Origin of the sequence: Paenibacillus harenae, assembly GCF_030812415.1 — a bacterium.
Classification (GTDB): domain Bacteria; phylum Bacillota; class Bacilli; order Paenibacillales; family Paenibacillaceae; genus Pristimantibacillus; species Pristimantibacillus harenae_A.
The window spans coordinates 218,839-241,793 of record NZ_JAUSST010000002.1 but is presented as its reverse complement, the minus strand read 5'-3'; the positions used below and the strand labels follow the sequence as shown (position 1 = coordinate 241,793).

Below are 22,955 nucleotides of genomic sequence, written 5' to 3'. Positions count from 1 at the left end.
AATTATTGATTTCTCCCCAAATAATCTATTGCAGGTTTAATTTATTTCGATATTCGGATGGCGTCATTCGCTCCAGCTTATCGAATTGGGTAACGAAATAATCAGGATTGTTAAAGCCCACACGCTCAGCCACCTCGTAGATTCGCAGATCCTTTATCCGAAGCAGCTTTTTGGCTTCCGCAATGCGCAGCTTCTGCAAATAATCGTTAAAGTACAACCCGTAATTTCTTTTGAAGAGCTGCCCCAAATAAGCGGGGTTCATGTAGAATTGGCTGGCTATGGTTTTCAAGCTAATATTTTTGCTGTAATTCTGATCCACGTACGTTTTGACTTTGTGTATTCGGCCCTTGCCGTAAGTCCGATACAGCGTGCCCACCAGATCGCCGGCCTCGAAGACGAATGCGGTAAGCAAGCGCCTGATCTCCTCCAGCGTGACGTTATGGTCATGCCAATTAATGACCGGTTCGAAGGACGAAAGCTCGGTTTCGTCCCCTTCCATGCCCCTAATCGATTTGCAAATTACAAGAACGCATTGGACAATGCCGGTCTTGATTGCTTCAGGTGAAAACCGTTTATCGCGAAATTCTGAAAATAACGAGTCGATTACCTGTTTCATCTCGTTCGAATCGTTCTCCTCAACGGCCTCCACCAGCCTTCGGCATACGTCATCGTCCAATTGACCGTATACAAGTTCCGTTCCGCTCACATCCGAAATGGCAATGACGCGATCGGGGCTTCTATAATACTTGTAACTCAATGCTTCCTTGGCGCTTATATACGATTCCTTGATATGGTTCAATTGTTGGACGGTTGTTCCCGTATAAGCACGGAATTCGAGCTCATACCGCTCGTCAAGGCGCAATAACAGAAGCTCCATAAACGCACGTACGTTGCCTCCGGCTTCGGTGAGATACAGGCCCGGAACGATCAACCCGTATGTTCTGCGATGCTCATAGAGAATGGGATCGGAGGCGCTTGGAACCAATTGCCGCACCGCTTCCCGAATAGCTGCGCGCAGCTCTTCCTTCGATGGCTGCTTCCTGTCGCTCCACGGGTGAACATTGTTCAGCTCGATCATCGCGTACGTGAACGTCTGAGGTCCAGACGCCATCTCATGCTCCATCCAATCCTCTGTCGCCGCTCCCTCGGATTCCCCGCGAATCAGCGCTTCGATCTGCTTCTCGCTCAACAGCATGCGTCTTCGCTCCTGAAGCTGCCGCTTCTTCGTCAGCTTGTCCCGCAGCTTGCCCAGCGCGTCCACGATGTCGTCCTCGTCTACCGGCTTAAGCACGTAATCCAGCACGCCGAAACGAACGGCCTGCTGCGCGTAATGGAAATCGTTATGTCCGCTAATAATGACAAATTCCGTATCAAGCTTCTCTTTCTCTGCCGCCTGGATTAAGTCTAGACCGTCCAGAACGGGCATCCGAATGTCGGTGATGACCAGATCGGGATTTTTATCCCGGATCATCGCAAGCGCGTCTTCTCCGTTGTCGGCCTCGCCTATCACTTGATAGCCGTTTCCTTCCCAATCAATCATCCTTATAAGACCTTTGCGGAAATAAATCTCGTCATCGACAATGATTACGCTATGCATGCGGGCAACCCTCTCTCTTCGAATAATCGGAAACGCTATATTTTTTAAAGAAATCGATTTAATTCCATTAACCGTCGACCATGTTATGATGGGTACATCAATTGCCACATCTCTTAACCATCTGGGTGAAAAAACAGAAGCGGCGTTCACTCCCTTATATAGCTCGAGGGACGATCGTCGCTTTCTTCTTCGAATAACATTTTTATTTGCTATCGCATTGCGCATAATCCCTCGGCCTCACTATTACATCAATTTATCGACTTTAAGTCAAATTAACAACCCGACAAACTCTATATAATTACCTCTCCAATTCCGGGTTTGCACGTCTATCGGAGGCAGAATCAGCGTAATCGGCAATCGTCGTCTTCTTGATCTCGAATATCATTCATATCTTCCTTGTTATGAATATTCTAGACATGCTTACATGGAGCGGTACGGATGGCGCATATTTACTATGTTGAATGCAATACTACACATGCAAGCAATTTTGTTATTGATGTACCCGTAGGTTATCACTGGCTCCTTGCGTCCACCCCCATATTTTCACTTGTGTGTTTCGTTGCAACACCATTCCGTCGCCGAATATGCGAGGCAAACGGAACTTCATTCGATTCTGCATGAATATACGTCTCCTCAATTCTTATGTGGTGTTTGAAATAGTGCTGCACAAGAAATTTAATGACCTCATTCGGTTGTTCCCTGGAATACTCGGCCCGATCGGCGAACCAACATCCCATACGGCGCTTCGGACGAATAGGGCTCGATCTCCTCCAAATTAGCTGACTGGAAATCAACAAGCGCTAGAAACGTTTCGGCATCGTCACCGAACATGTATGCGGCTATCCTCTTGAAGTCGCTTTGTTGATGTATGCTAATATCGAATGGACTATGATTCAAAAAAACGCGGCGGCCTCTCCCCGGTATATTACCGAGATCAGGCCGCCGCTTATAATAGCTGTTCTTTTGGAATGACGCTGCAATATGCGGAACGAAGCATCCTTCCGCAATTTGTGGACATCGCCATTGTTCTCAATGTAATTTCGGCAGGCTTCTCCTGTATGCTCCTTTCTTTGAAGCATGTGCCTTGCCTCATATATTTAAAATGGCCGATGTAAGTTAGCGGATAAGAACTTTGCTGTAATAGCAAGAACCTGAGGATTCCATATGCCTATCCCATGATCCGCGCCCACAACCTTATAAAACAATACTTGCTGTCCATGATTTTTGAGCGCCTTATACATCTCGATACTCTGGTTCACATGAACAATCTTATCGCTGTCACCATGGATAATGAGAAACGGAGGAAGCCTTTTGTCCAGATTTTGATAAAGTGGACTTGCCTTTTTCGCCAACTCCACATGCTCCTTTACTTTTCCTCCAATAAATAACCCTTCAGGAGAATCTGCTGCGTCATGGTCAAGAATATCGTTATACTTGCCTAATGTAAGCAGGTCTGAGACTCCATAATAATCAATTACCGCGCTAACCTCATCCGACTGTTCGCTGTAAAGGCCGTTATCATATTCGCCTATGGTAAGTCCCGTCATTAAGGACAGATGTCCTCCTGAAGAATCTCCCCATACCGCAACACGATTCGGATCGACTCCGTATTCCTCTGCGTTCTTCCGCATAAACCGGATCGCACATTTCACATCCTCGATAGCCGCCGGAAATCGTGCGATGTCCGTGTCCCTAATTTCAACGCTTGCTACGACATATCCCTTTGCTGCAATATGGCAGAGATTTGGAATGGCGGCGTTGAGGTCTTGCTTTCTCCATGCTGAGCCTTGAACGAAAACGACTAAAGGAAATTTGTATCCGCTCCGCCCAGGAACAATAATCTGAAGTCTTCTTACTACATCGCCATAGTTCGCATAAACGACGTCAGGTCGGTAAGTACAGGAATAATAAGTTCCTCCCTCTGCAAACTCGCCATAGAGAATCTGGGCTCCTTCCGGCATTTCATTTGCTGCAATTTCCGATGCTTTTTTATCCACACTCTATCCCCCTCTTACATTGGTCATCATGAATTAATTCCTGCTAGATCATACGCGATTTCCATTATACAACAATAGAAATGGGAATGGGACGTCGACCGCCGTCGAAGCAGAAAAACGGCCGCCTTCCTTGTGTGCATATTTCGTCGTTCACAATGATTACGCTATGCATACAGACAACCCTCACTCTTCGAATAATCGGAAACGCTATATTTTTTAAAGAAAACGCTTTAATTCCTTAACCTTCGACCATGTTATGATGAGTTCAAAATTAGCAATGGAGGTTATGACAGTGTCAAACGCAATACAAGGCGCTTTCCATACAGGCGATTACAGGAATTTGTTCAAGGAGCTCGGGTATTCGACTCTCGAAATCGACTCCAAGCTGGAGCAAGCATGGAACGAGTTGTTTTATGGCGACGCTGACGTGCGCATCTATTATCCTTTGGGTGACGATAAAGGTTATTTCCTCGATACAGGCAATTCGGACGTTCGATCCGAGGGCATGTCATATGGGATGATGATGGCCGTTCAAATGAATAAGAAGGATGAATTCGATCGTCTATGGAACTACGCAAAGACGTTCATGCAGCATAAGGGAGGCCGCTACAAGCACTACTTCGCCTGGCACTGCAAGCCTGACGGTACGCGTATCTCTCAGGGGCCCGCGCCCGACGGGGAAGAGTTTTTCGCTATGGCTTTGATCTTCGCCTCGAAACGATGGGGTGACGGGCCGGAGCCGTTCGACTATTCCGAGCAAGCGAAGACGATTCTGCGCGCCTGCGTACACCAAGGAGAGAACGGCGAAGGCGATCCGATGTGGGATCCGGCTACCAAATTGATTAAGTTCATACCAGAATCGCCGTTCAGCGACCCTTCCTATCATCTGCCCCATTTCTACGACTTGTTCGCGCTTCATGCGGACGAGCAGGATAGGCCCTTCTGGAGAGAAGCCGCCGAGGCGAGCCGCGCTTATCTGCAGAAAGCCTGCCATCCGGTAACGGGACTCTCGCCCGAATACGCGAACTACGACGGGACACCTGCCGTACCGCAGCCCCACGGCGATTTCCGTCACTTCTTCAGCGACGCCTACCGAGTTGCGGCGAACATCGGTCTTGACTATGAATGGTTCCGAAGGGACCCGTGGCAAGTCGAGCAGTCGAATCGCATTCAAGCGTTCTTCCGCGATATCGACGTATCCGACTATCGCCGTTACACGATCGACGGCAAGCCTTTCGAAGAACCGTCGCTGCATCCGATCGGCCTACTGGCGACGAATGCGATGGCGTCGCTTGCCGCGGACGGTCCGGATGCCGCTCATTTTGTCCATTTGTTTTGGAATACCCCCTTGCGTACCGGCGTTCGGCGTTATTACGACAATTGCCTGTACTTCTTTACCCTATTGGCTTTAAGCGGTAACTACCGTATCTATTAGCACATTGCGCGAATTGTGAAAGCGGCAATCGTCTCCCCTACATATACGAGGGGGCGATTGCCGCTTTCTTCATCGGACAACATTTTTATTCTCTCTATTGCGATGAGCGTAAGTTCTGCAGAAACAGACAAGCCCTATATCGAAAAAAAGACCTCGCCTTCCACAACAGCGCGCGGATAACGAGGTCGATCCCAATATGAATTTTTAGAGCAGCAAGGTATGAATCATCATAACTCTGTTATGGAGGCAGCCCCCTGAAATAAAAATACTAGCTGGCGCTAAGAGAATCACGGTACTCCTGGGGCGTCATGCCCGTTACCTTCTTGAAGAAGCGCGTGAACGAATGAGCCGCTTCATACCCGACCGACACGGCGACCTCCCTGACCTTCAGATCGTTGTCACGCAGCAGCTCTTTCGCCCTTCTGGCCCGGCATGTATCGATATATTCGGATAGATTAATGCCTCGTTCCTGTTTGAAGAAGCGCGACAGATAGGACGGATTGAAGTAATGGATTTCCGCTAGTCGAACTAAGGATAGATCTTCTCTCAGATGATCGTCAATATACTGACAGATCCGGTCGATCACTTGCGAGGTTCTATCCCGTTCGTCGCTTTTCTTGTAGCGGAAGATCGCATCCGCCGTTTGCTTCAAATAAGCAAATCCATCCTTCATGGAGGCATGGCAATCGAGCCGCATCAGCTTCGCGTGGTCGTCGAGGCGATTTTGCAGTCCCAGACGGTTCAAGCACGAATAGAGCATCAGGGCAACGGAATAGTACGCTTCAATCGATCGTTGCGCATGCTCGTTATACTGCAGCGCAGCCCTCGACAACTGATCCCAATCCGCATAGAACTCGTTCGCCCGGCCCGCTTCCAGATGCGCGGCCATGATCTCCGCCTTGCGGCCCGGCACGAATGTTTCTTTTCCGCCGAAGCCGTCCATATTCTCGTCGCGATCCCGCAAAATCATGGAAATGCCGTCGCCGATCTTCAACTGCTGGAGCTGGCGCAGCCTTTCATACTGCTGGGTGACGGCAATCCAATCGCAGCATGCACCGCTTATTGTCAACGTAATCTCTAATCCGAGAGACGTAAGGCAGGCTTCCTGGATAAGCTCGAGCACTCCCTCCATATAGCGGATAAAGTCCCCCCCTTGAATACCGCTTACCTCCCTGGATGGCTGAATAAACCACATCAGGTCGCCATGCCTATCAACGATGCCAATGCTATCCGCGTGGTCCAACAGAAAAGAATCCCATACCGTTCTCGCTGAAACCAGGAGCTTGCTTCTCTCTGTATACATTATCCCAGGAGGGTACGACAGACGAGCAAGCACCAGCATAACCGGATTCATCGGATCCAAACCAATATTTAGATGGCCGAATTCCTCGATGACCCGCCCTTGCTCCGCGCAAAGAGCGTCGCTCTCTTGCAGCAGCTGCCTCATGTAATCCCCTTGCGCCATAAATTCGTAGGCATACTTCTGCTCTCGCGACTGCTCCAGCATCATGCTCTCGAGATTGCTGCGCTGAATGTCGAGCAAGGCGCCCCGTATAGCCTCTGTCACTTTCGCATAGCCTTCCGTCTTGAGCAAATAACGGACGTCAGGCATCTGGAAAGCTCTATAGGCGTAGTCAAATTCGCTATGGCCGGTAAGAAAAATAACTTTGCACCTCGGCCAATACGTCAATATTTCTTCCGACAATTCCAGGCCGTTCTTGCCCGGCATGGCGATATCGGTCATGACGATATCGATGCGCGTGCGCGCCATCCAATCCAACGCTTCCTTGGCCGAATAAGCTTTGCATACGTCCAATTGATCCGGCATGAGATTGCTTAACACTTCGTAGAGGCCGTCTGTAATAATTTCCTCGTCATCGACGATCAGCAGTCGGTGCATCTCCATCCGCCTCCTTTGGATTGATCCGTATTTCGACTCGCAAGCCGTTCAACTTGCTTCTGGACAAAAATAATCCGCTGCCTTCACCGTAAGTCAACATAATGCGGCGATGAATATTAATGATGCCTGTCATTTCATGCGCTTCGCCGTTGTTCGTCATTTGGTCGTTCAACGCTTGAATCGCAGCATCATCGATCTGGCTTCCGTTGTCCTCGACGATGATCATCCAATCCGGCTCATGCCTCTCGAACGAGACGCGAAGAAATCCTTCCTCCGACATTTTCTCGAGACTATGCTCGTATGCATTCTCGATGATCGGTTGAACGACGAGCCTTGGCACGCGAATACGCTCCATTTCCTTCGGTAGTTCGTCGAATTGTACGCTGATGCGTCTGGAGAACCTGAGCTTCTGAATCTCGGTATACATTCTGGCATGCTTGATCTCTTCCGATAAGTAGACGTTATCTTCCCCGTTACGGGTAATGAATCTGAAATATTCGCCTAGCATATTAGTGAACAGCTCGATACGGTCCGTATCTCCCGTCTTGGCGAGCGAATTGAGTATGAAGAAGCTGTTATACAGGAAGTGCGGGTTAATCTGGGACTGAAGCTGCTTCAGCTCCGCCTTCTGCATCATAAGCTTCTGCTTGAAATCCTGGTCGATCAGCAATTGCAATTTGTTCAACATCTGATTGAATCGATCGTACAAATAACCGAATTCATCCTTATTCTCGTGTTCGATCTGGATATCCAGCGTCCCTCCTTCCATTCTGCGGAAGCTCTGAACAAGCAGCAGCAGCGGCCGATGAACGAGCCGGTAGGTCGAAAGCGAGTAGACGACGATCGCAAGAATCGAGGTTGCCGTGAACAGCCATGCCCACTTATTGAACTTGTTAAGAGGCCTCTTCACTGTCTCCTCCGGCAAAAAAGTCACGACCGCAAGGCCTAATTCAGACGATTCCGCTTTGTCGATATGGTAGGATCGTCCATCTGCTTTCAATAGCATGGAACGTTCTTCCGAAAGCCGCGGCGCTTGCAAATATTCGTTTAAAATATGAGGCGACTTATCGCTCCCAAGCAACGTGAAATCCGCCTCTTCGGCGATGAGGAATGAACCGCTTTCGGGATAAACGCTCAGTTGGTTCAGCGATTCCTTCAGCTTCGCCGTATCAAGCTCAATCTGTACGATGTAGAGCGGCTCTTTTCCCTTCTTCCCACCGTACTTGAAAGCGCTGAGATGCAGCGAATCGCCCTGCCTGATCAGACGTTTTGCCCCGCTTCGTTCAGACAAAGCTCGAATTTGATCATACCTGCCTCGTTCCAAATCGTGAACGGCATTGCCGAACGAAAGCGTTTTGCCTATGGAGGGGATGTGAATGTATATATCCTTCATATAGGCGCTGCTGTTCTTAATGGATGTCAGCCGATGAACCAAGTAGTCCATGCTTTCCTTCTTCTCTACGCTGTCCATCATATCCCACGTTACCGCGACCCTAGTAAGCTCTCCATCCTGCAGCATATCGAACTGCTGGACCTCCAGCCATTCAACCTCACGGTTCATGTCTTCGAGATACGATGACAGCTGCGCCAACGTATTTCTCGAGATGTCTTGGCTCGCGTTGGTGTAGCTCCAGTTATACAAATAAACGCCAAGTATGATAATTGGCAGAATCACGACGAGATGCATGATGACAAGCCTAAGAAACAAGGCGTGGCGCATGGAATTGACAGGTATCTTGAGCAATCTTACACAACTCCTCGCAAGCAGCTTTGTCCGTGGAGCGAATAGGTGAGGTTCGCGAGCGAAGCCTCACGTTTTTAAGGCTTCCTGCCTTTCTCCGCGAACCACTCGTTGACCTCGGCCGTCATTTCCGTTCCGCCTAATCGATGCCATTCCTTGACAAAACGGTCAAATTCCTCGATAGGCCGTCCGAGAATAATATTCATAAACGTTTTGTTTTTCAACTCATCAAGTATGGAGTGCTTCTCGATAATCGCTTCCGTCGGAACGCCGACGAAACTCTCAAAAAGCAACTGGTTGTTTTTTTCGTATTGTCTAAGTATCGAGAACGCCCCTTTCGGTCCATAGGTCCGTTCCCAGCCCCATCCGGATGTGTCGTTTCTCGTCAAATAAGCATCGATGTTTTTTTGGATTGCTTTGGCTTCATCGTGAAGCACTGCTTCGTCTCCCGTAGTCCTGAACTCCTCTAATTGGAGGAACGCCTCGTAATTTTTGAGCAAAGGAAAAGGAGTAACGGGAGAGAGCTGCCATGCCGGGTATGGGGTGCTGTAATACGTTTCGTATTCGGCCGTTACACCCCAATTTTTCTCCAGGTGCAAATTAATCATTTTCACGATTGCTTCGGGATGCTTGACCCCCTTCTTGACGGCTAGAAATTGATTAGTCGCAAATCGGAGCGGCACTTTGGGCAACTTGCCGGTATCCGACACAATCGGGTACGGCTGCCAGTCCGCATCGGAATCGTTCTCAATGCTCGATTGAACCACGAATGATCCCCATTGCTCACCGTACATGATGCCGATTTTCCCTTCCGCGATCAGCGCCTTTTCTTTGCGGCCGTCCTTCAGCGCGAATTCCGGATCGATCTGACCGCCATGGTACATGCGTTGAAGCACGGCGAGCGCTCGCTTAACTTCAGGCTGTACGGCTCCATTCACGAGCTTGCCGGTATCATCCTCGAGCCAAATATTCGGATAAGCGCCGTAGCCGGCCATAAAGTCCAGCGCACCCATGACAGGGTCCCACAAATATTGCGTGAGCGCCAGTCCGAACGTATCATGCTTGCCGTTTCCGTCCGGATCGTTTTCTGTAAACGCTTTCGAAATCGCAAGTAAATCATTCATCGTATTCGGCGGCTTAAGTCCGAGCCTGCCTAGCCAATCAGTCCGAATCCACAAATATTGGACTCCTTCGACAGATGCCGCCGTTTCCGGTACGGCCATCAGCTTCCCGTCAATCGTTGCCGCCTCGAACGGTCCGGTCCCTTCCTGGCTCAAAACGTCCTTGGTGAACGGCGCCGCATACTCCTCATATACGTCGGTCAAATCCTGAATTAAACCTTCGTTCGCCAGCTGCCGCAGCTGCTGTGCATTCACTCTTACGATATCGGGGATGTTGCCCGATGCCAACGCCGAACCTAATTTCTGATAATAGAGATCGTCTTTAGCCGTCCATTCATATTTTACCCGAATGCCCAGAACATCCTCGTAGAGCCGGCTCCAACGATTGTCTTCGAGCGTCTCCCCCGGGAAATTGCTTATCAAGTCGCTGAAATCTTCATTTACATTCCGTACGAGCGAAATCTCGATCGGAGGATTGTATTTGGTTAAGCCCGGATCCGAATAGATCGCTTCTTCCGTACCGCTCTTATCCGGCTCCTCAGCCGGGCGCTGATCCTCGCATGCCGCAATCGTCTGCACAAACATTAATACGGCAAGCATGATAGCAGCCTTGTTCCCTATTCGCTTCCGCATGATGACATCCCCATTTCTCGGCAACGAATTATTCATGCATAATTATTATTCTCCTTGATTATTGACGAAAAAATCAAGGGGCAATAATTGATAACGTTATCCAATCTTTACTTTATGCAAAAAAAGCAGCCGAACTCGTCGGCTGCCGTGATTGATTCTATTTATGATATTTTGCACATCCTTTACATCAAATCGGACTTTTGCAGCAACCGCTGCACGATAATCGCTACTTCGGCTCTCGTAATGTAAGCTTTCGGCGCAAGTGCCGTCGCGCTCCTTCCCGTTACGATGCCCGCTTCGATGCTCAAAGCGGCAACCTCCTTCGCCCAAGCCGATATAGTTGCCGAATCTTCATACGGAACGAGTGCCGTTCCCGCCGATTGTAAGGCAAGCTTTGTTTTCAGTCCCGTAAGCTCCATGGACTTTGCCAAAATAACCATGGCCTGCTCGCGCGTAATCTTTTCCATCGGACGGAACGTGCCATCTTCGAATCCGCTGATCAGCCCGTAAGCGCGGGCGGTGGCAACCGCGCCGCTGTACCAGTCGCTTGCTTGCACGTCCGCGAATTCCGAAGTCTCTTCCGCGGGCTTCAGACCGAGTCCCCGGACAACGATCGCCGCGAATTCGGCGCGCGTCATATTTGCGCTTGGCAGGTACAACCCGTTCCCGCTGCCGGACACAACCATGCGGGAGCCGAGATTGTTGACGGCTTCCTTCGCCCAGTGTCCCTCGACATCCGAGAAAGCAATGGAATGCTGGATGAGTGCATACATGCTGTTGGTCAAGCTATTCACCTTCGCATACGGTTTGCCGCCTACGACAACGATCTTCGTCGGCACATGACGTACCGTTCCATCCTCTTCTATAACGACCGCCGTCGTGACAAGGCCAGAATTAATGTTGTCCGGTATCGCGATCAAACGTTCCACAAATCCGCCGAACCGTTCAATCGGAATCGACTTCTCTCCGAATACCGCTCTAACCGTGAACGACACTGGCGGTATCACGATTGTGAAGTCTCCTTGTTCCGCCGCCTTCTGAGCCGCTAGCAGCTGGTCGGCAGTCGGTCCCGCGATCTCCACCTGAATCATTATCTTTTGCAAATCTACGGATGAAACGCCTAATTGAGCGGCAATCGCGTCAATTTCGATATGCTCTGCAGGAAAGATATAAGTCGCAGCATCCGTTACAAGCTCGAGCACCGCTTGTTTGCCAGCCATGACCTTGAATAGTTGGCCGTTCAATTGACCCACTGCAATATGTGCGCCGCCCGTGACCGGAATCGAGATGATTGCACCGTCTTCGCCCGCTTCAAGCCATTGCGCAAGCTTACCTGGATCAAGCGTAACGGTCGTTACCGATTGACCGTTCCTGTCGGAAGCAACTGCCGTACCTGCATTTTCGACTTTGCCGTTAATAAGGATTTCCATGCCGCTGCCGTCATTGCCGGTTGCTGGCGTGGCCGTAGGTCTTGCCGTTGGCGTCGGCGTCGGCGTCGGACTTGGCGTTGCTGATGGTATTGGCGTCGGACTAGGCGTTTCCGTGCCGCCGCCGGATGAAATGACGGTAAATTCCATCTCGTCCGACACTTCCGCGCCGCCCGCGGTCACGCTTAAGCTAAGCGTCCCCATGCCTTTCGACAACCCTTTGATGACTACCATATCCTTGTCGGCATCGCCGACTATAGCCATACTGCCTCTTGCTTCCCAACGATAGACCGGATCGGTCGCATCGCAAGGCGTTATCGCCGAGCCTACCGTTATTTGCTCATTAACTTTGATCGCCGTTGTGCTGCTTACAATGGTTGCTGATTCGACCGGGATAACCTCGCAGCCGATTACATCCCCCTCTTCGAAGCCCCAATAGTCGAAGTCGAATAATGGATCAGTGCCTGCTCCTTTGAACATGAAGAATAAATGATGAACGCCGATTACAGGAGCGATGTCCGTCTCAAGCAGTTGCCACTGAGGCTCTTCGCCTCCAGCCGGCACTTCAAGCGTGCCGACAACTTCACCGAGCGGGCTGTCCAGTCGAATTTCGATCGAGCCTCCGGCTGAGGACCTGACGTTCGCCTGGAACGTTGTCGCGCCGCTGTCACCGAAGTCTGCGTTCGCCGCAGCAATCCAATCGCCGTCTTCGATATCCGCCACATGCAGGTTCAAGCTTTCAACCTGCGCGCCAGGGGCATCCGACTTGGCCGTCAAAATTCCGGCATTCCACGCAATCGTCTCGGCCTCCGTTCTGACGAACGGGTCAAGGTTTTTCAACTGGGAAATGCCTTCCATATCCCCCTTGATATCCTTGATCGCTCCGCTCTCATAGATCTCTACCTTATTGATATGCGGCGAACGATAGCCCATGCCGTCACCCAGCAGTTCCCTGCTGACAGTCTGCGCATGATAAACAACATACCACTCGTCATCAAATTCGAAGATCGAATGATGGTTATTGCCCCCGACACCGAAAAACACGGACGGATTTTTCAATATGGGCGATACGTACGTGAACGGTCCCATCGGGCTGTCGCTGACCATATACGCGATTTCTCCCTTTGGCGGCGTTCCTTCCGGATGCGTTCCCGAGAAATTCGAGCAATAAGAGTAATAATATTTGCCGTTATATTTATGAATGCCCGAATCTTCGAACAGGAACGGCGCGTCGATCAATACCGCCGAACCGACCGTTGAGATCATATCGTCACCCAATTCCATAACCCGCCCCGTTCGCGGATTCGCGACTTGTTCCTGCGTCGGATTGTTGCCGCCGGGAATGCCTCCGCCGAAGTACAGATAACCTTTGCCGTCGTCGTCGACGAGTACGGCCGGATCGAAGAGCCATACGACACCCGGCACGCCAGGCGTGCTGCCGGTAATCAGAGCTTTGCCCAGTGGATCGGTCCAAGGACCAATCGGGCTATCCGCCGTCAGCACGCCGATGCCGCCCGCGCCGTTGGCGAAATAGAGGAAAAACTTGTCTTGCCCGTTAATGACTTTATGCGCGGCTGCCGGCGCCCAGGAGAAATTCGCCCATTTGGCGATACCGTTCGCTCCTGCCACCGGGATGGCGCCATGATCCGTCCAATTCACCATGTCGTCCGAAGAGATGACGAACACTCGGTTCAAATTGCTGAACGAATTGCTTTTCACATTACCGTTAGCATCATACTCGTACTCGTCGCTCGACATATAAATATACACTCTGCCGTCGTACACGAGAGCAGAAGGATCGGCGCCAAGCTTATGATCCATGAGCGGATTCGAGTAGCCTGGAAGCTTCGCGATCGCTTCTGTATTCAGAGCTTTCAGATGAATGTCCGCGGCTGCATCGTGCACGTTATAAACGACGTCTCCGCCCTCCGCTTGAATGTAATCCGTTTCGATTAGAACCGTTTTGTCCGTCGGGACGAAGCTTGCCACCTTCAAATGGATCGTTGCGAACAAGTCCGAAGCTTCGCTCGTGTAATTCACATTTTCGCCAGTCACTTCGAGCTGCAGCCTATGGTCGGCAAAGTCAAAAGCGGCATTCCCGGAGATATTGTCCGCGTTAAAGGTCACGCCCGTTACTTCAAGCTCATTCGGGATGTTAAAGGAGCCTTCTATCGATTCGTAGGTGCCGGCCGGAAGCGCATCCATTGTAACAGGAACGTCCAGCTCGATATTTGGAACTCCGATGACATTGTCAACGTCGCCGAGCTCGGCTTGCAGCACGTCCGCGGAACTCCCCTCGCCCCTTAGCTCATTATCGATGCGGTAATAATCAAAGTCGACATAACCGCCTGTCGTTTTCGTCGCATAATTGAACAGGGCGAACCGGTAGCCCATGAAATGCGGCAACGTGTAACGCATTTGCAACACGCTGCCGATCGATGTCCAACCGATGCCGTCCAGGCTGTAGTAGAAATACGCCTTGTCCGTCTGGTTTTTGAAATCCATCTCGGTTTTGAAATACACCCTGTCCTGCGTCAAAGGAACTTCCTCTACTTCTACCGCCGAGCCGGAGCTGCCGTCCACCATCACGATAGACTTGGCATTGCCGTCCATCTTGACCCCGACGTAGCCGTATTGCGCCTGCAAGGCAGCAAGGCCCGCATAGTCGCCGTTCTTCATCTTGCTGACGTCGATTGCGATGCTGCCGGAGCTTTCCGGCCCGAACGTCCTCTGGGTAAGCGTATTTCTGGCATCGAGCAAGTTCGTGCTTTTCCTGCCCGTCGTCAGGCGCAAGTATCCGGGGCGCTCAGTCAGCGACCATTTCCGGTTGTCCGGATTATGGTTCCATTGCCATGCCAACGCCAAATTCGAGCCGTTGTCATCGTACTCGCCAGGCTGCGCTCCATCCGCTCCGCCTGCTGGCGTCACGTCCTCGAGCCTCACGTCGTCCACGTAAAAATCCATCCGATCCTTGACCGGATCCTGTGCAGACGTCCATACCGTCTCAATGAAAATAAGCGGTGATTTAAGCTCGAGATCCTCCGGTATCGTATACGTGCCCTCGATCGTCCCCCACTGACCTTTGGTAATCGTTCCCGAGCCCATCACTTTGATCGTCGTCCAGTCTCCGTCTTGGAAAGCAAGGTTGAACTGCTTAGAGGCGGGAACGACGCTGTCTCCGTTGTATTTTACTTTGGCTGAAAACTTGTATACGCCGCCGGCCTTCACTTTGCCGGCAATGATATGTTGCGGTCCCGAGCCCGTTCCTTCTCTTCCAGTTATAAACAAGCTGCTCGAGCCGCTGTAAGCTTCGTCGTTCGTTACCGAGACTTCGGCATTCTGATGCCCTGTCCAAGGCTCCGTTCCATTCTCGAAGCCCCCGTTAACGAGCAAATTGGAATCCGGCGTCACATCTCTGAACGATACGTCATCCACGTAAAAATCCATCCGATCCTTGACCGGATCCTGAGCGGACGTCCACACTGTTTCGATGAAGATAAGCGGCGATTGCAGCGCGGCATCCTCTGGAACGGTATACGTGCCTTCGATCGTGCCCCACGTCCCTTTGGTAATCGTTGCGGACCCAAGCACCTTGATCGTCTGCCAGTTTCCATCTTGATATGCAATATTGAATTGCTTAGTTGCGGGAACGGCGCTGTCTCCGTCATACTTCACCTTGACGGAAAAGGCATAGATGCCCCCCGCTTTCAGCTTGCCGGCAAGCGACTGCTGAGGTCCCGAGCCGGTTGCCCCCCTGTTGCTGATGAACAAGCTGTTCGTTCCGCTGTATGCTTCATTGATCGATACGGCAACCGTCACATTGTCATGACCGGTCCACGGCTCCTGTCCGACTTCGAATCCTCCATTCACCAGCAGCTCTTGCCCCTCGTTGGTAGAAGCTAACGGTTCAATTGCAGCTGCCGGCAGATCGACAATCGATCCTGCAAGCGGTTGCAATGATCCGTTTAGCGAGTCGTTCTCGAACACGGTATGCGAAGCTCCAACCTTATTCGGACTTTGATAAAACTCATCGGAAGCGACCCATTGGCTGTTCGATGCTGCTCCTTCGATCGGAACGGCCATCGTTAGCGGCACTTTGCCGTCAACCCCGAATACTGGCCAGTTGTCTTCCCATGTGACGGGAACAAGATACGGAATGCGTCCGACTGCGCCGCGGTCGCCGAACAGAAGCCCATACCATTTGCCGTCGACTGTATCGATAATTCCGCCTTGCGCGATGCCGGCATCTCTAAGGGCCACTTGGCCCGTATAAGTTCCATCAATCGCATCCGCCCGATGTACAAGCTCGGTGCGCATCCCGCCGGTCGGCCACGTAATCGTGAAGACGTAGTAGTAGCCGTTTATTTTCTGAATGTGCGCGCCTTCAGCCTTCAAACCGACGTTAGGGCCTGCAACCAGGCTTGCATCAGGGATAATGACTTTGTTCATCCCGCCCGGTTTGATAGCGGTTGCATCCGAAGTCAGCTCAATCACTCGGATATCGCCGCCGCCATACACCATGTACACGCGGCCGTCGTCGTCGAACAGCAGAGACATGTCGTGATAGACGCCATCAAGAGATGAGGACGTCCAAGGTCCTTTCTCGATATCCTCCGTTTGGTAGATATACGTCTTGCCGGTATCGTAAGAAGCGAACGCTACATAATAGATGCCCTCGTGATATCGAAGACTGCTTGCCCACGAGCCTTGGCCATAATTACTGGAACCGTTCCGAAGCGCTTGCTCGTCGTTGTCGGCGAGAATGTCGTATACATAATTGACGATTTCCCAATTGACGAGATCGTACGATCTCATAATCGGCACGCCGGGGTTCATATGCATCGTCGTACTGGACATGTAATAAACATCTCCGACACGAATAACGTCCGGATCGGGAACATCCGCCCAGATCAGCGGATTGTCGAATGTTCCTTCCCCCTCATCCTGCGCATGCATCGTCGTGGCGTTACTAAGCAACCCCATTAACAATGTAACCGCTAACATAACAATCGACAGCCTCTTCCTCATCATCAATCTCCTCCTTCGAATGATCTTTCTTAAAGATGTCGGCGTCGTATCAGTTGATCTGTATCCATATTAAATGAATCAAGCTGCAATCACGATGTGTTTTTTTATTCAAAAAGGTTGTTTTATTATTAATTTAGTTATTTTAAAATAAAAAATAATGATATTCTAAAATATATTTAACCCAAAAAAGACCATTCATTGAATATGATGGTCTTTATTTATTATCGTACTCTTTCAAATTCTTCACATGTTTAAAGTGTAATTGTACACTTCAAGACAAACAACCTGTCAAATCATAGCACACTTTGAATTAATAACTAGTCACGTGAGCTTTGGTCTCCCAACGCCCATTCCAGCGCTTCCCCAATCCGATCGTTCCAGAAATCCCAGGTATGAGCGCCTGCGGTTTCCTTGTAGGTATGTTCGATCCCTTCGTCTTTCAGATAACGATGGAATCGTTGATTGACATCGAGCAGAAAATCTTCCGTGCCGCAAGCCATATAAATATGCGGCATGTTCCCATTACCTTGCTTCAACCGACGAACTAGCTCCTCGGGATCCTTATCGCTTCCAAGCAGGGAGCTAAGGTCGCCGAATACACTTCTGTAATATCCATAACCCGCGATGCCGTTATGATAACCTGGCTGAATATTCGCGATTTTGTACGGCAGAATTGCCGATGATAAGGCGATGATCCGGCCGAAGCGATCCGCGTAATGAAGTCCATTGCGAATGGCCCCATATCCGCCCATAGAAAAACCTCCTATGAATGTGTCGGAGCGTTCGTGTGAGATGGGAAATGTTCGCCTCGTAAATTCCACAAGCTCTCGTCCGACATATTCGCCAAACCTCATATCACTTTCTTCGTCGTCCAAATAAAACCGGTTTTCTCCGGCGGGCATAAATACCGCAATGCGATGCCGGTCCGATAGCTCTCGAATACGCGAAAAGCTGATCCAGTCCGTATGGCTGCCGCAATAGCCGTGAAGCAGATACAGCGCCTTAAGAGGCTTACCGGCCGCGTCTTCCCGCCCAGGAGAAATGGGTTGATCGAGCGGCAGCAGTGCATTTAAAGTTACCTCCCTCTTCATGCATTCCGAAAAAAAGCTGATTTGCATCATGGCCATCGAATCATCTCTCCATTTCTTTCATTTTTATATCGTTGCTAAAAGTGTAACGTTGGTGAAAGGATGAAACAACCTTACATATCATGCCATTATGCCCTGCAAAACATAGTTATTTCCGCTATTTATGAACAACTATGCTTTGACGGGTTTTTGGTTTGGTCGGTTTTGCATAAGATGAGTTAATCTAAAACTCCTATATTTTAAGCCTTTGCAGTTGTGCGGTATGCTAGCTAAAAGAGATAGGGTCAAATATGCAAAATGTCGTTTATGTCAAAATGAAAGGTTATGGGTACAGCCTATGAAATCAACTTCATTCTATCATTCAACTATCAGTAATCATTTGATTTGTACCTGTAGAGGTTATAAGCCCCCAAATATGCACATGTGGGGACCAGGTGTGCGCGATATTTATGCTTTGCATTACATTGTAAGCGGAAAAGGGATTTTGGAGACGAGAGATACTGCTTTACCATATGAATATTCATCCTTTCGCTAGACCCGACAGGGTACGGTGCCCTCATACCAGTGTACTTGGCAAATGTTTTTTCCTATTCAAATTAAATCATAAACGTGATTTTCCAGCCTATAGCTTTACGTTGCTTTATTATGAATAATTGTTGTTTTCACGCTTCTTCGTAAGCCGCGCTTCCGTCCTGTGCGAAGGAGAAGCGGCCATTGCTGCGCGGAAGAGTATGATCCAGATCGTGATAGACGGTATACGTTTCCTCTTCTATCCGGTACAAAGGGACAAAGGAAATTTGCTCTACATGACCGTCATCCACGGCAAATTTCAGCATATCCGGAGAAGTTCTGACGAAGCGCTCTCCTATATCCTCATCAGTGATGCCCTTCGGCAGACGGCTCTCCGTAAGCCCGGCCAGCAGAACATTGCCGTACATAACCGCCGCTCGGCCCTTATCGCCTTGCAACGGTACCAGATGCAGGGATGCCTCAATGTCGATCTCGATCATATCCCCATCTTGGAATACTCGGTGAATGACGGTATATCCGTCATTTGTCTCCAACTCCACATGAACGGAATTGACAGCTACGGCCTTGACCGCCTCCGCTCTCAGCATCAGCCTGAACGCTGTCGGCTCTGCCGCTTGGATAACTAGCGTGGAGTTCAGGCTGTCAGGGAAACGGGTTTGCTGCGTGATGGTCACGTTTTTTTCATTCCAGCTGACCGAGGAAGAAATGAATGCATTAAGCAATATGGCCTCATCGCTTTTGAACCAAATATTTTTCTGGAGCTCGCTCATCGCCTCCGCTCCCGAGGCGGTGCAGCACCAGAAGGAATCGTACAAGCTGCTGAATTTCTTGACGGCGCAGCATCCCATGGGCTGATGATATTGCGACAAGCCGGTGCGATCGCTGGCGCTGTTCAGCACGGCGTTGTATTTCAGCGATTCCAAATGTCTGGCATATCGCGCGTCTCCCGTCCATTCCAGCAAACGCTCTAGAATTCGTTCCGTATTATGCGCGCAGCAGCTTTCGCTTTCGCCGCCTGTCAGCGCATCGTCCAGCCTACCGTAGCCACCCCAATGCTCCGACTTCTCGGATACTCCGCCTTCGATATAAGCGGTTGCCTTGGAGCTGTTATTCCCGTTCGCGAAGGTTCTGCCCTGCAGAAAGGAATAGAAGTTAACGGCTGCCGTCCTGAACCGTTCCTCGCCGGTAATATTGTATCGGTGCATGGCGGCGATAATCATGGGCAGGTGGGTGTTCGCGTGCAGATTGTCCAGCAAGTCCCTGCCGCTTGCAAGCGGCAGGGTCCAGTAATCTCTGTCGAATACGCGGGCCAGTTCAAGCATAGACTTGTCTCCGGTCAATTCGTATAAGGTGTAGAGAGAATCGCCGATGCCGCCGAATTCATTGACCGGATTAACCTTCGTGCAGCGGAGCATCCCATCTATTTTCCAATAGGAAAGCTTCTGAAATCGACCATGAATGTAATGCGCCAGCTTCAGGGCAAGCGTCAGCGCTTTGGAGCTGCGCAAATAGATATGACAGTCAATCAGCCCCTGCATAATTTTGTGCAACGTATAGTAAGGCGCCCAGACGTTCCGATTCTCCTCCAGCTCCAGCACATCCAGCTTTTCTTCCTCGAATGCGCTCAAATAGCCGCTCGGCTTGGCACACTGCTCCATAATATCGACGATCTCCGTCGCTTTAGCCTTCAAACGTTCATCCTTGTCTGCAAATGCAAATCTGGAGCACGCCGACAAATAATGACCGACAAAATGCCCTCGCAGCCCGCTCCCGACATCCTCCCATCCGCCTAACGGCTCTGCGTTCGAAGCTATCCCCGCATTGATTCTGAACGTATGCATCAATCTGTCGATATCGAAGTCCGCCACATATTGCTTAACGAGTTCCCGGCGGCGAACAAAGCAGGGATCAATCAGCTTCACATCATCCAGTTTAAAATTGGTGAACATGGCCATACACCTCTATTCCGTATCAGTTTAAGTGCAGTCTTCACGATAGGCGCCGGGGGTAACCCCCGTAAATTTCTTGAATACTTTAGAAAAGTAATGATTGCTTTCGAAACCTACTCGCTGACCGATTGCATTGACCGTAAGATGCTGCTGATGGTTGAGCAACTTCTTCGCTTCGCGAATCCGCAGGCCGTTCAAATAGTTTACGAAGTTTTCTCCCGTTTCCTTCTTGAACAATCTGCTGATATAGTGCGGATGTAGATCCATCAGCCCTGCAAGATGCTCCAGCGAAAGATCCTGCATATAATGCTTGTCCAAGTAGGCCAAGATGCGCTGTGCATGAATAGCGTAGCCGCTGGAATCACGCTCGATGGGAAGCTCCTCGGCAATGCGTTTCAGCAGTTCCGCGATTTCATCCCTATCGACCGGCTTCATCAAATAGTCGACGACCCCCGCACGCAGCGCTCTCCGCGCATATTCAAAGTATTCGTATCCGGTCAAAATGATGAAGCGGTCGCATAATCCCGATTCTCTGGCTTCTTCAATCAAATCGAATCCGTTCTTCTCGGGCATGTGCAGATCCGTCACGGTAACATCCGGCAGATAGGCTTTCATCACATCAAGCGCTTCGGGCACGCTGGAAGCAGCTCGAACCTCCATACCGAGAGGCATCGACTCGTTGACGATCTTGACAATGCCGTTCAAAATCAATGGCTCGTCATCCACGATCAATACTTTCATTCTTCGCCTCCCCTTTATCGATGATGATAGTGACGCAGGTCCCCTCCCCTTGCCTGCTTTCAAGGTCTAGCCTTGAAGTGCCGCGAAAAAATGATTTGATACGCTCGCCTACATTATAAATGCCTATACCCCGGCTTTCTTCCCCTTCCGATCTTAGCTCTGATCCATTCGTTATTTGATTTTGAATGGCGAGCCGTTTATCTAACGCAATTCCAGGGCCGTTGTCTTCTATCCTGATCCGGATTTCTTCAGGCGTCTCTTCGACCTGAAGCCGAATATGTACGGGCCGGAGAACGGCGGACGCGCCATGCACGATGCTATTCTCCACTATCGGCTGCAATATAAAGCGAGGACACGCAATATGCTTCGCCTCGACTGAAACGTCAATTTCGTAAGTTAGTCTGGCCTGCAAGCGCATCTTGTGGATTTTCAAATAGAAGGTGATCATTTCAAGTTCTCTCTCAAGAGTCGTCACGTCCTGCTTCGATGACAGGCTGTATCGCATTAGCTTCCCAAACCAGAATGATATATCCGCGGCCTCTCTGTCGTTGTTCGATTCGGCGACCATTCGGATCGTTTCAAGGGTATTGTACAAAAAATGCGGTTTGATCTGCGCCTGCAGTACCATGTAAGCGGCTTCTTTATTCCGAAGCTCGGCGCGGTGTGCATGATTAATTAATTCGTCCACGCGTTGAACCATGGAGTTGTAGGTGGCTGTAAGAAAACCAATTTCATCCCTTTCATCTAACTTGTCGTGCTTAATGATGTGCTGTCTCAAATTATCGTTATTCAACGTTCGCATAAATCTGGCTAATCTCAGAATCCGTTTGGTTATGGTCGATGCCATCGCGTAATAAGCAGCGGACAAGCCGACCAACAAAAGGACGATTAATGTTACTAAAATGCGTTCTCGCTGCTTGATCGAATAAAAAACTTCGCCGGCTTGTCCCGCTACAACGACTCTAACGTTCAGTTCATCGATATTTAATCCGTTGACAATCGACTTTCGATTGATGAAAAATGCGCTATCGTCTTGCCCCAACCGATGTAGAGTCTGTTCGTCAAGCGCCGATGCCGCCTCGCTTTCGTTTAGCGGTCGACCATCAGGTGACAACAAGAAGGCGTGCCAATTCCCTTCCACTCCGGCCGCAGCGTAAAAATTCCCAATCAGACTATTGCGAATCCGAATCTCCAGAAGCCCGATTCTTTCCGTAAATTGCGTATTGTAAATATGCTGATAATAGATCAAGTCAGGCTTAGACGCTTCGGGCTCTTCGCGTATCCACAACCCTTTGCCCGGTTTCAAATGTTCGACTTTCTCTTCGATTTGCGCGTTTAGCAAAGATTGATCACGGAAAAGATCCGTTACCGGCAAAACGCGATTTTTCATCTTGTAGATGACAATCGATTCAATCTCCGGATTGGCGAATAACGACTGCGTATACAGCGGCCGAATGTAGCGAATAAGCGCATATACGCTATCCGCGTCGGTCTGGTACACGCCATCCAGATAATCCGTGACATAAGGATTATATTGCAGCAAACGCTGAACCGATTGAATGCGTATAAAATCGCTTTTCATGTTGGCATATGCCTGCTCGAGAATCTTTTGCCGGCTTTCCACGAACTGCCTGGTCAGATTGCCATAAGTTTGCGTGTAGTAATGGTACCCGAAGACGAGAACCGGAATGAAAATAAGAATGATATATCCCAAAATCATTTTACGCGTAATGCTCATGGGGACAAACTCACTCCGATCTTAATCGC

General features: G+C 50.0%; 13 protein-coding genes. 1 reads left to right on the top strand and 12 read right to left on the bottom strand.

Annotated features, from left to right (window positions below):
* Positions 1–25: 25 nt before the first annotated feature.
* The 4 genes from J2T14_RS06060 to J2T14_RS06045 all read right to left on the bottom strand — a co-directional run bounded on the left by J2T14_RS06060 (position 26) and on the right by J2T14_RS06045 (position 3,594).
* Positions 26–1,597 carry a response regulator transcription factor gene (locus J2T14_RS06060; RefSeq protein WP_307468934.1) on the bottom strand — a complete coding sequence of 524 codons (1,572 nt, stop codon included), beginning with the start codon at positions 1,595–1,597 and terminating at the stop codon, positions 26–28.
* Positions 1,598–2,281: 684 nt separating this feature from the next.
* Positions 2,282–2,428, bottom strand: a complete 147-nt coding sequence (locus J2T14_RS06055; protein WP_307468932.1) for a hypothetical protein — start codon at positions 2,426–2,428, stop codon at positions 2,282–2,284.
* 62 nt (positions 2,429–2,490) lie between these two features.
* On the bottom strand, positions 2,491–2,676 hold the full coding sequence (locus J2T14_RS06050; RefSeq protein ID WP_307468930.1) for a hypothetical protein: 186 nt from the start codon (positions 2,674–2,676) through the stop codon (positions 2,491–2,493).
* 18 nt (positions 2,677–2,694) lie between these two features.
* Positions 2,695–3,594, bottom strand: a complete 900-nt coding sequence (locus J2T14_RS06045) for an alpha/beta hydrolase (RefSeq protein ID WP_307468928.1) — start codon at positions 3,592–3,594, stop codon at positions 2,695–2,697.
* A 286-nt stretch (positions 3,595–3,880) separates the two neighbouring features.
* On the opposite strand from J2T14_RS06045, the gene J2T14_RS06040 reads away from it, so the two are divergent.
* The gene (locus J2T14_RS06040; protein WP_307468926.1) at positions 3,881–5,029 is read left to right on the top strand and encodes a glycosyl hydrolase family 8; all 1,149 of its coding nucleotides are present in this window, start codon (positions 3,881–3,883) and stop codon (positions 5,027–5,029) included.
* A gap of 268 nt (positions 5,030–5,297) precedes the next feature.
* Here the strand turns inward: J2T14_RS06040 and J2T14_RS06035 are convergent, their stop codons facing one another.
* From J2T14_RS06035 to J2T14_RS06000, 8 genes are all read right to left on the bottom strand, one after another.
* Positions 5,298–6,929 (bottom strand): response regulator transcription factor, encoded by a 1,632-nt coding sequence (locus J2T14_RS06035; RefSeq protein ID WP_307468923.1) that lies wholly within the window; start codon positions 6,927–6,929, stop codon positions 5,298–5,300.
* Complete coding sequence (locus J2T14_RS06030; RefSeq protein WP_373458111.1) at positions 6,904–8,673, bottom strand: sensor histidine kinase; 1,770 nt, start codon at positions 8,671–8,673, stop codon at positions 6,904–6,906. Before J2T14_RS06030 ends, J2T14_RS06035 begins: the two co-directional genes overlap by 26 nt.
* Positions 8,674–8,747: 74 nt before the next feature.
* Positions 8,748–10,424 carry an extracellular solute-binding protein gene (locus J2T14_RS06025; RefSeq protein ID WP_373458124.1) on the bottom strand — a complete coding sequence of 559 codons (1,677 nt, stop codon included), beginning with the start codon at positions 10,422–10,424 and terminating at the stop codon, positions 8,748–8,750.
* Between the two features lie 182 nt (positions 10,425–10,606).
* Entirely contained in the window at positions 10,607–16,882 is a 6,276-nt protein-coding gene (locus J2T14_RS06020) for a family 43 glycosylhydrolase (protein ID WP_307468918.1), read from the bottom strand.
* A 314-nt stretch (positions 16,883–17,196) separates the two neighbouring features.
* Positions 17,197–18,006 (bottom strand): alpha/beta hydrolase, encoded by an 810-nt coding sequence (locus J2T14_RS06015; protein ID WP_307468916.1) that lies wholly within the window; start codon positions 18,004–18,006, stop codon positions 17,197–17,199.
* A gap of 623 nt (positions 18,007–18,629) precedes the next feature.
* Positions 18,630–20,447, bottom strand: a complete 1,818-nt coding sequence (locus J2T14_RS06010; protein WP_307468913.1) for a beta-L-arabinofuranosidase domain-containing protein — start codon at positions 20,445–20,447, stop codon at positions 18,630–18,632.
* Positions 20,448–20,474: 27 nt separating this feature from the next.
* A complete protein-coding gene (locus J2T14_RS06005; protein WP_307468910.1) occupies positions 20,475–21,188 on the bottom strand; it encodes a response regulator transcription factor in 714 nt (237 codons plus the stop codon).
* A complete protein-coding gene (locus J2T14_RS06000) occupies positions 21,166–22,926 on the bottom strand; it encodes a sensor histidine kinase (protein WP_307468908.1) in 1,761 nt (586 codons plus the stop codon). Before J2T14_RS06000 ends, J2T14_RS06005 begins: the two co-directional genes overlap by 23 nt.
* Positions 22,927–22,955 lie beyond the last annotated feature (29 nt).

Coding starts and splice junctions, on each gene's coding strand:
- J2T14_RS06060 (WP_307468934.1), bottom strand. CDS start 1,597: ATGCATAGCGTAATCATTGTCGATGACGAGATTTATTTCCGCAAAGGT.
- J2T14_RS06055 (WP_307468932.1), bottom strand. CDS start 2,428: ATGTTCGGTGACGATGCCGAAACGTTTCTAGCGCTTGTTGATTTCCAG.
- J2T14_RS06050 (WP_307468930.1), bottom strand. CDS start 2,676: ATGCTTCAAAGAAAGGAGCATACAGGAGAAGCCTGCCGAAATTACATT.
- J2T14_RS06040 (WP_307468926.1), top strand. CDS start 3,881: ATGACAGTGTCAAACGCAATACAAGGCGCTTTCCATACAGGCGATTAC.
- J2T14_RS06035 (WP_307468923.1), bottom strand. CDS start 6,929: ATGCACCGACTGCTGATCGTCGATGACGAGGAAATTATTACAGACGGC.
- J2T14_RS06025 (WP_373458124.1), bottom strand. CDS start 10,424: ATGCGGAAGCGAATAGGGAACAAGGCTGCTATCATGCTTGCCGTATTA.
- J2T14_RS06020 (WP_307468918.1), bottom strand. CDS start 16,882: ATGATGAGGAAGAGGCTGTCGATTGTTATGTTAGCGGTTACATTGTTA.
- J2T14_RS06015 (WP_307468916.1), bottom strand. CDS start 18,006: ATGGCCATGATGCAAATCAGCTTTTTTTCGGAATGCATGAAGAGGGAG.
- J2T14_RS06010 (WP_307468913.1), bottom strand. CDS start 20,447: ATGTTCACCAATTTTAAACTGGATGATGTGAAGCTGATTGATCCCTGC.
- J2T14_RS06005 (WP_307468910.1), bottom strand. CDS start 21,188: ATGAAAGTATTGATCGTGGATGACGAGCCATTGATTTTGAACGGCATT.
- J2T14_RS06000 (WP_307468908.1), bottom strand. CDS start 22,926: ATGAGCATTACGCGTAAAATGATTTTGGGATATATCATTCTTATTTTC.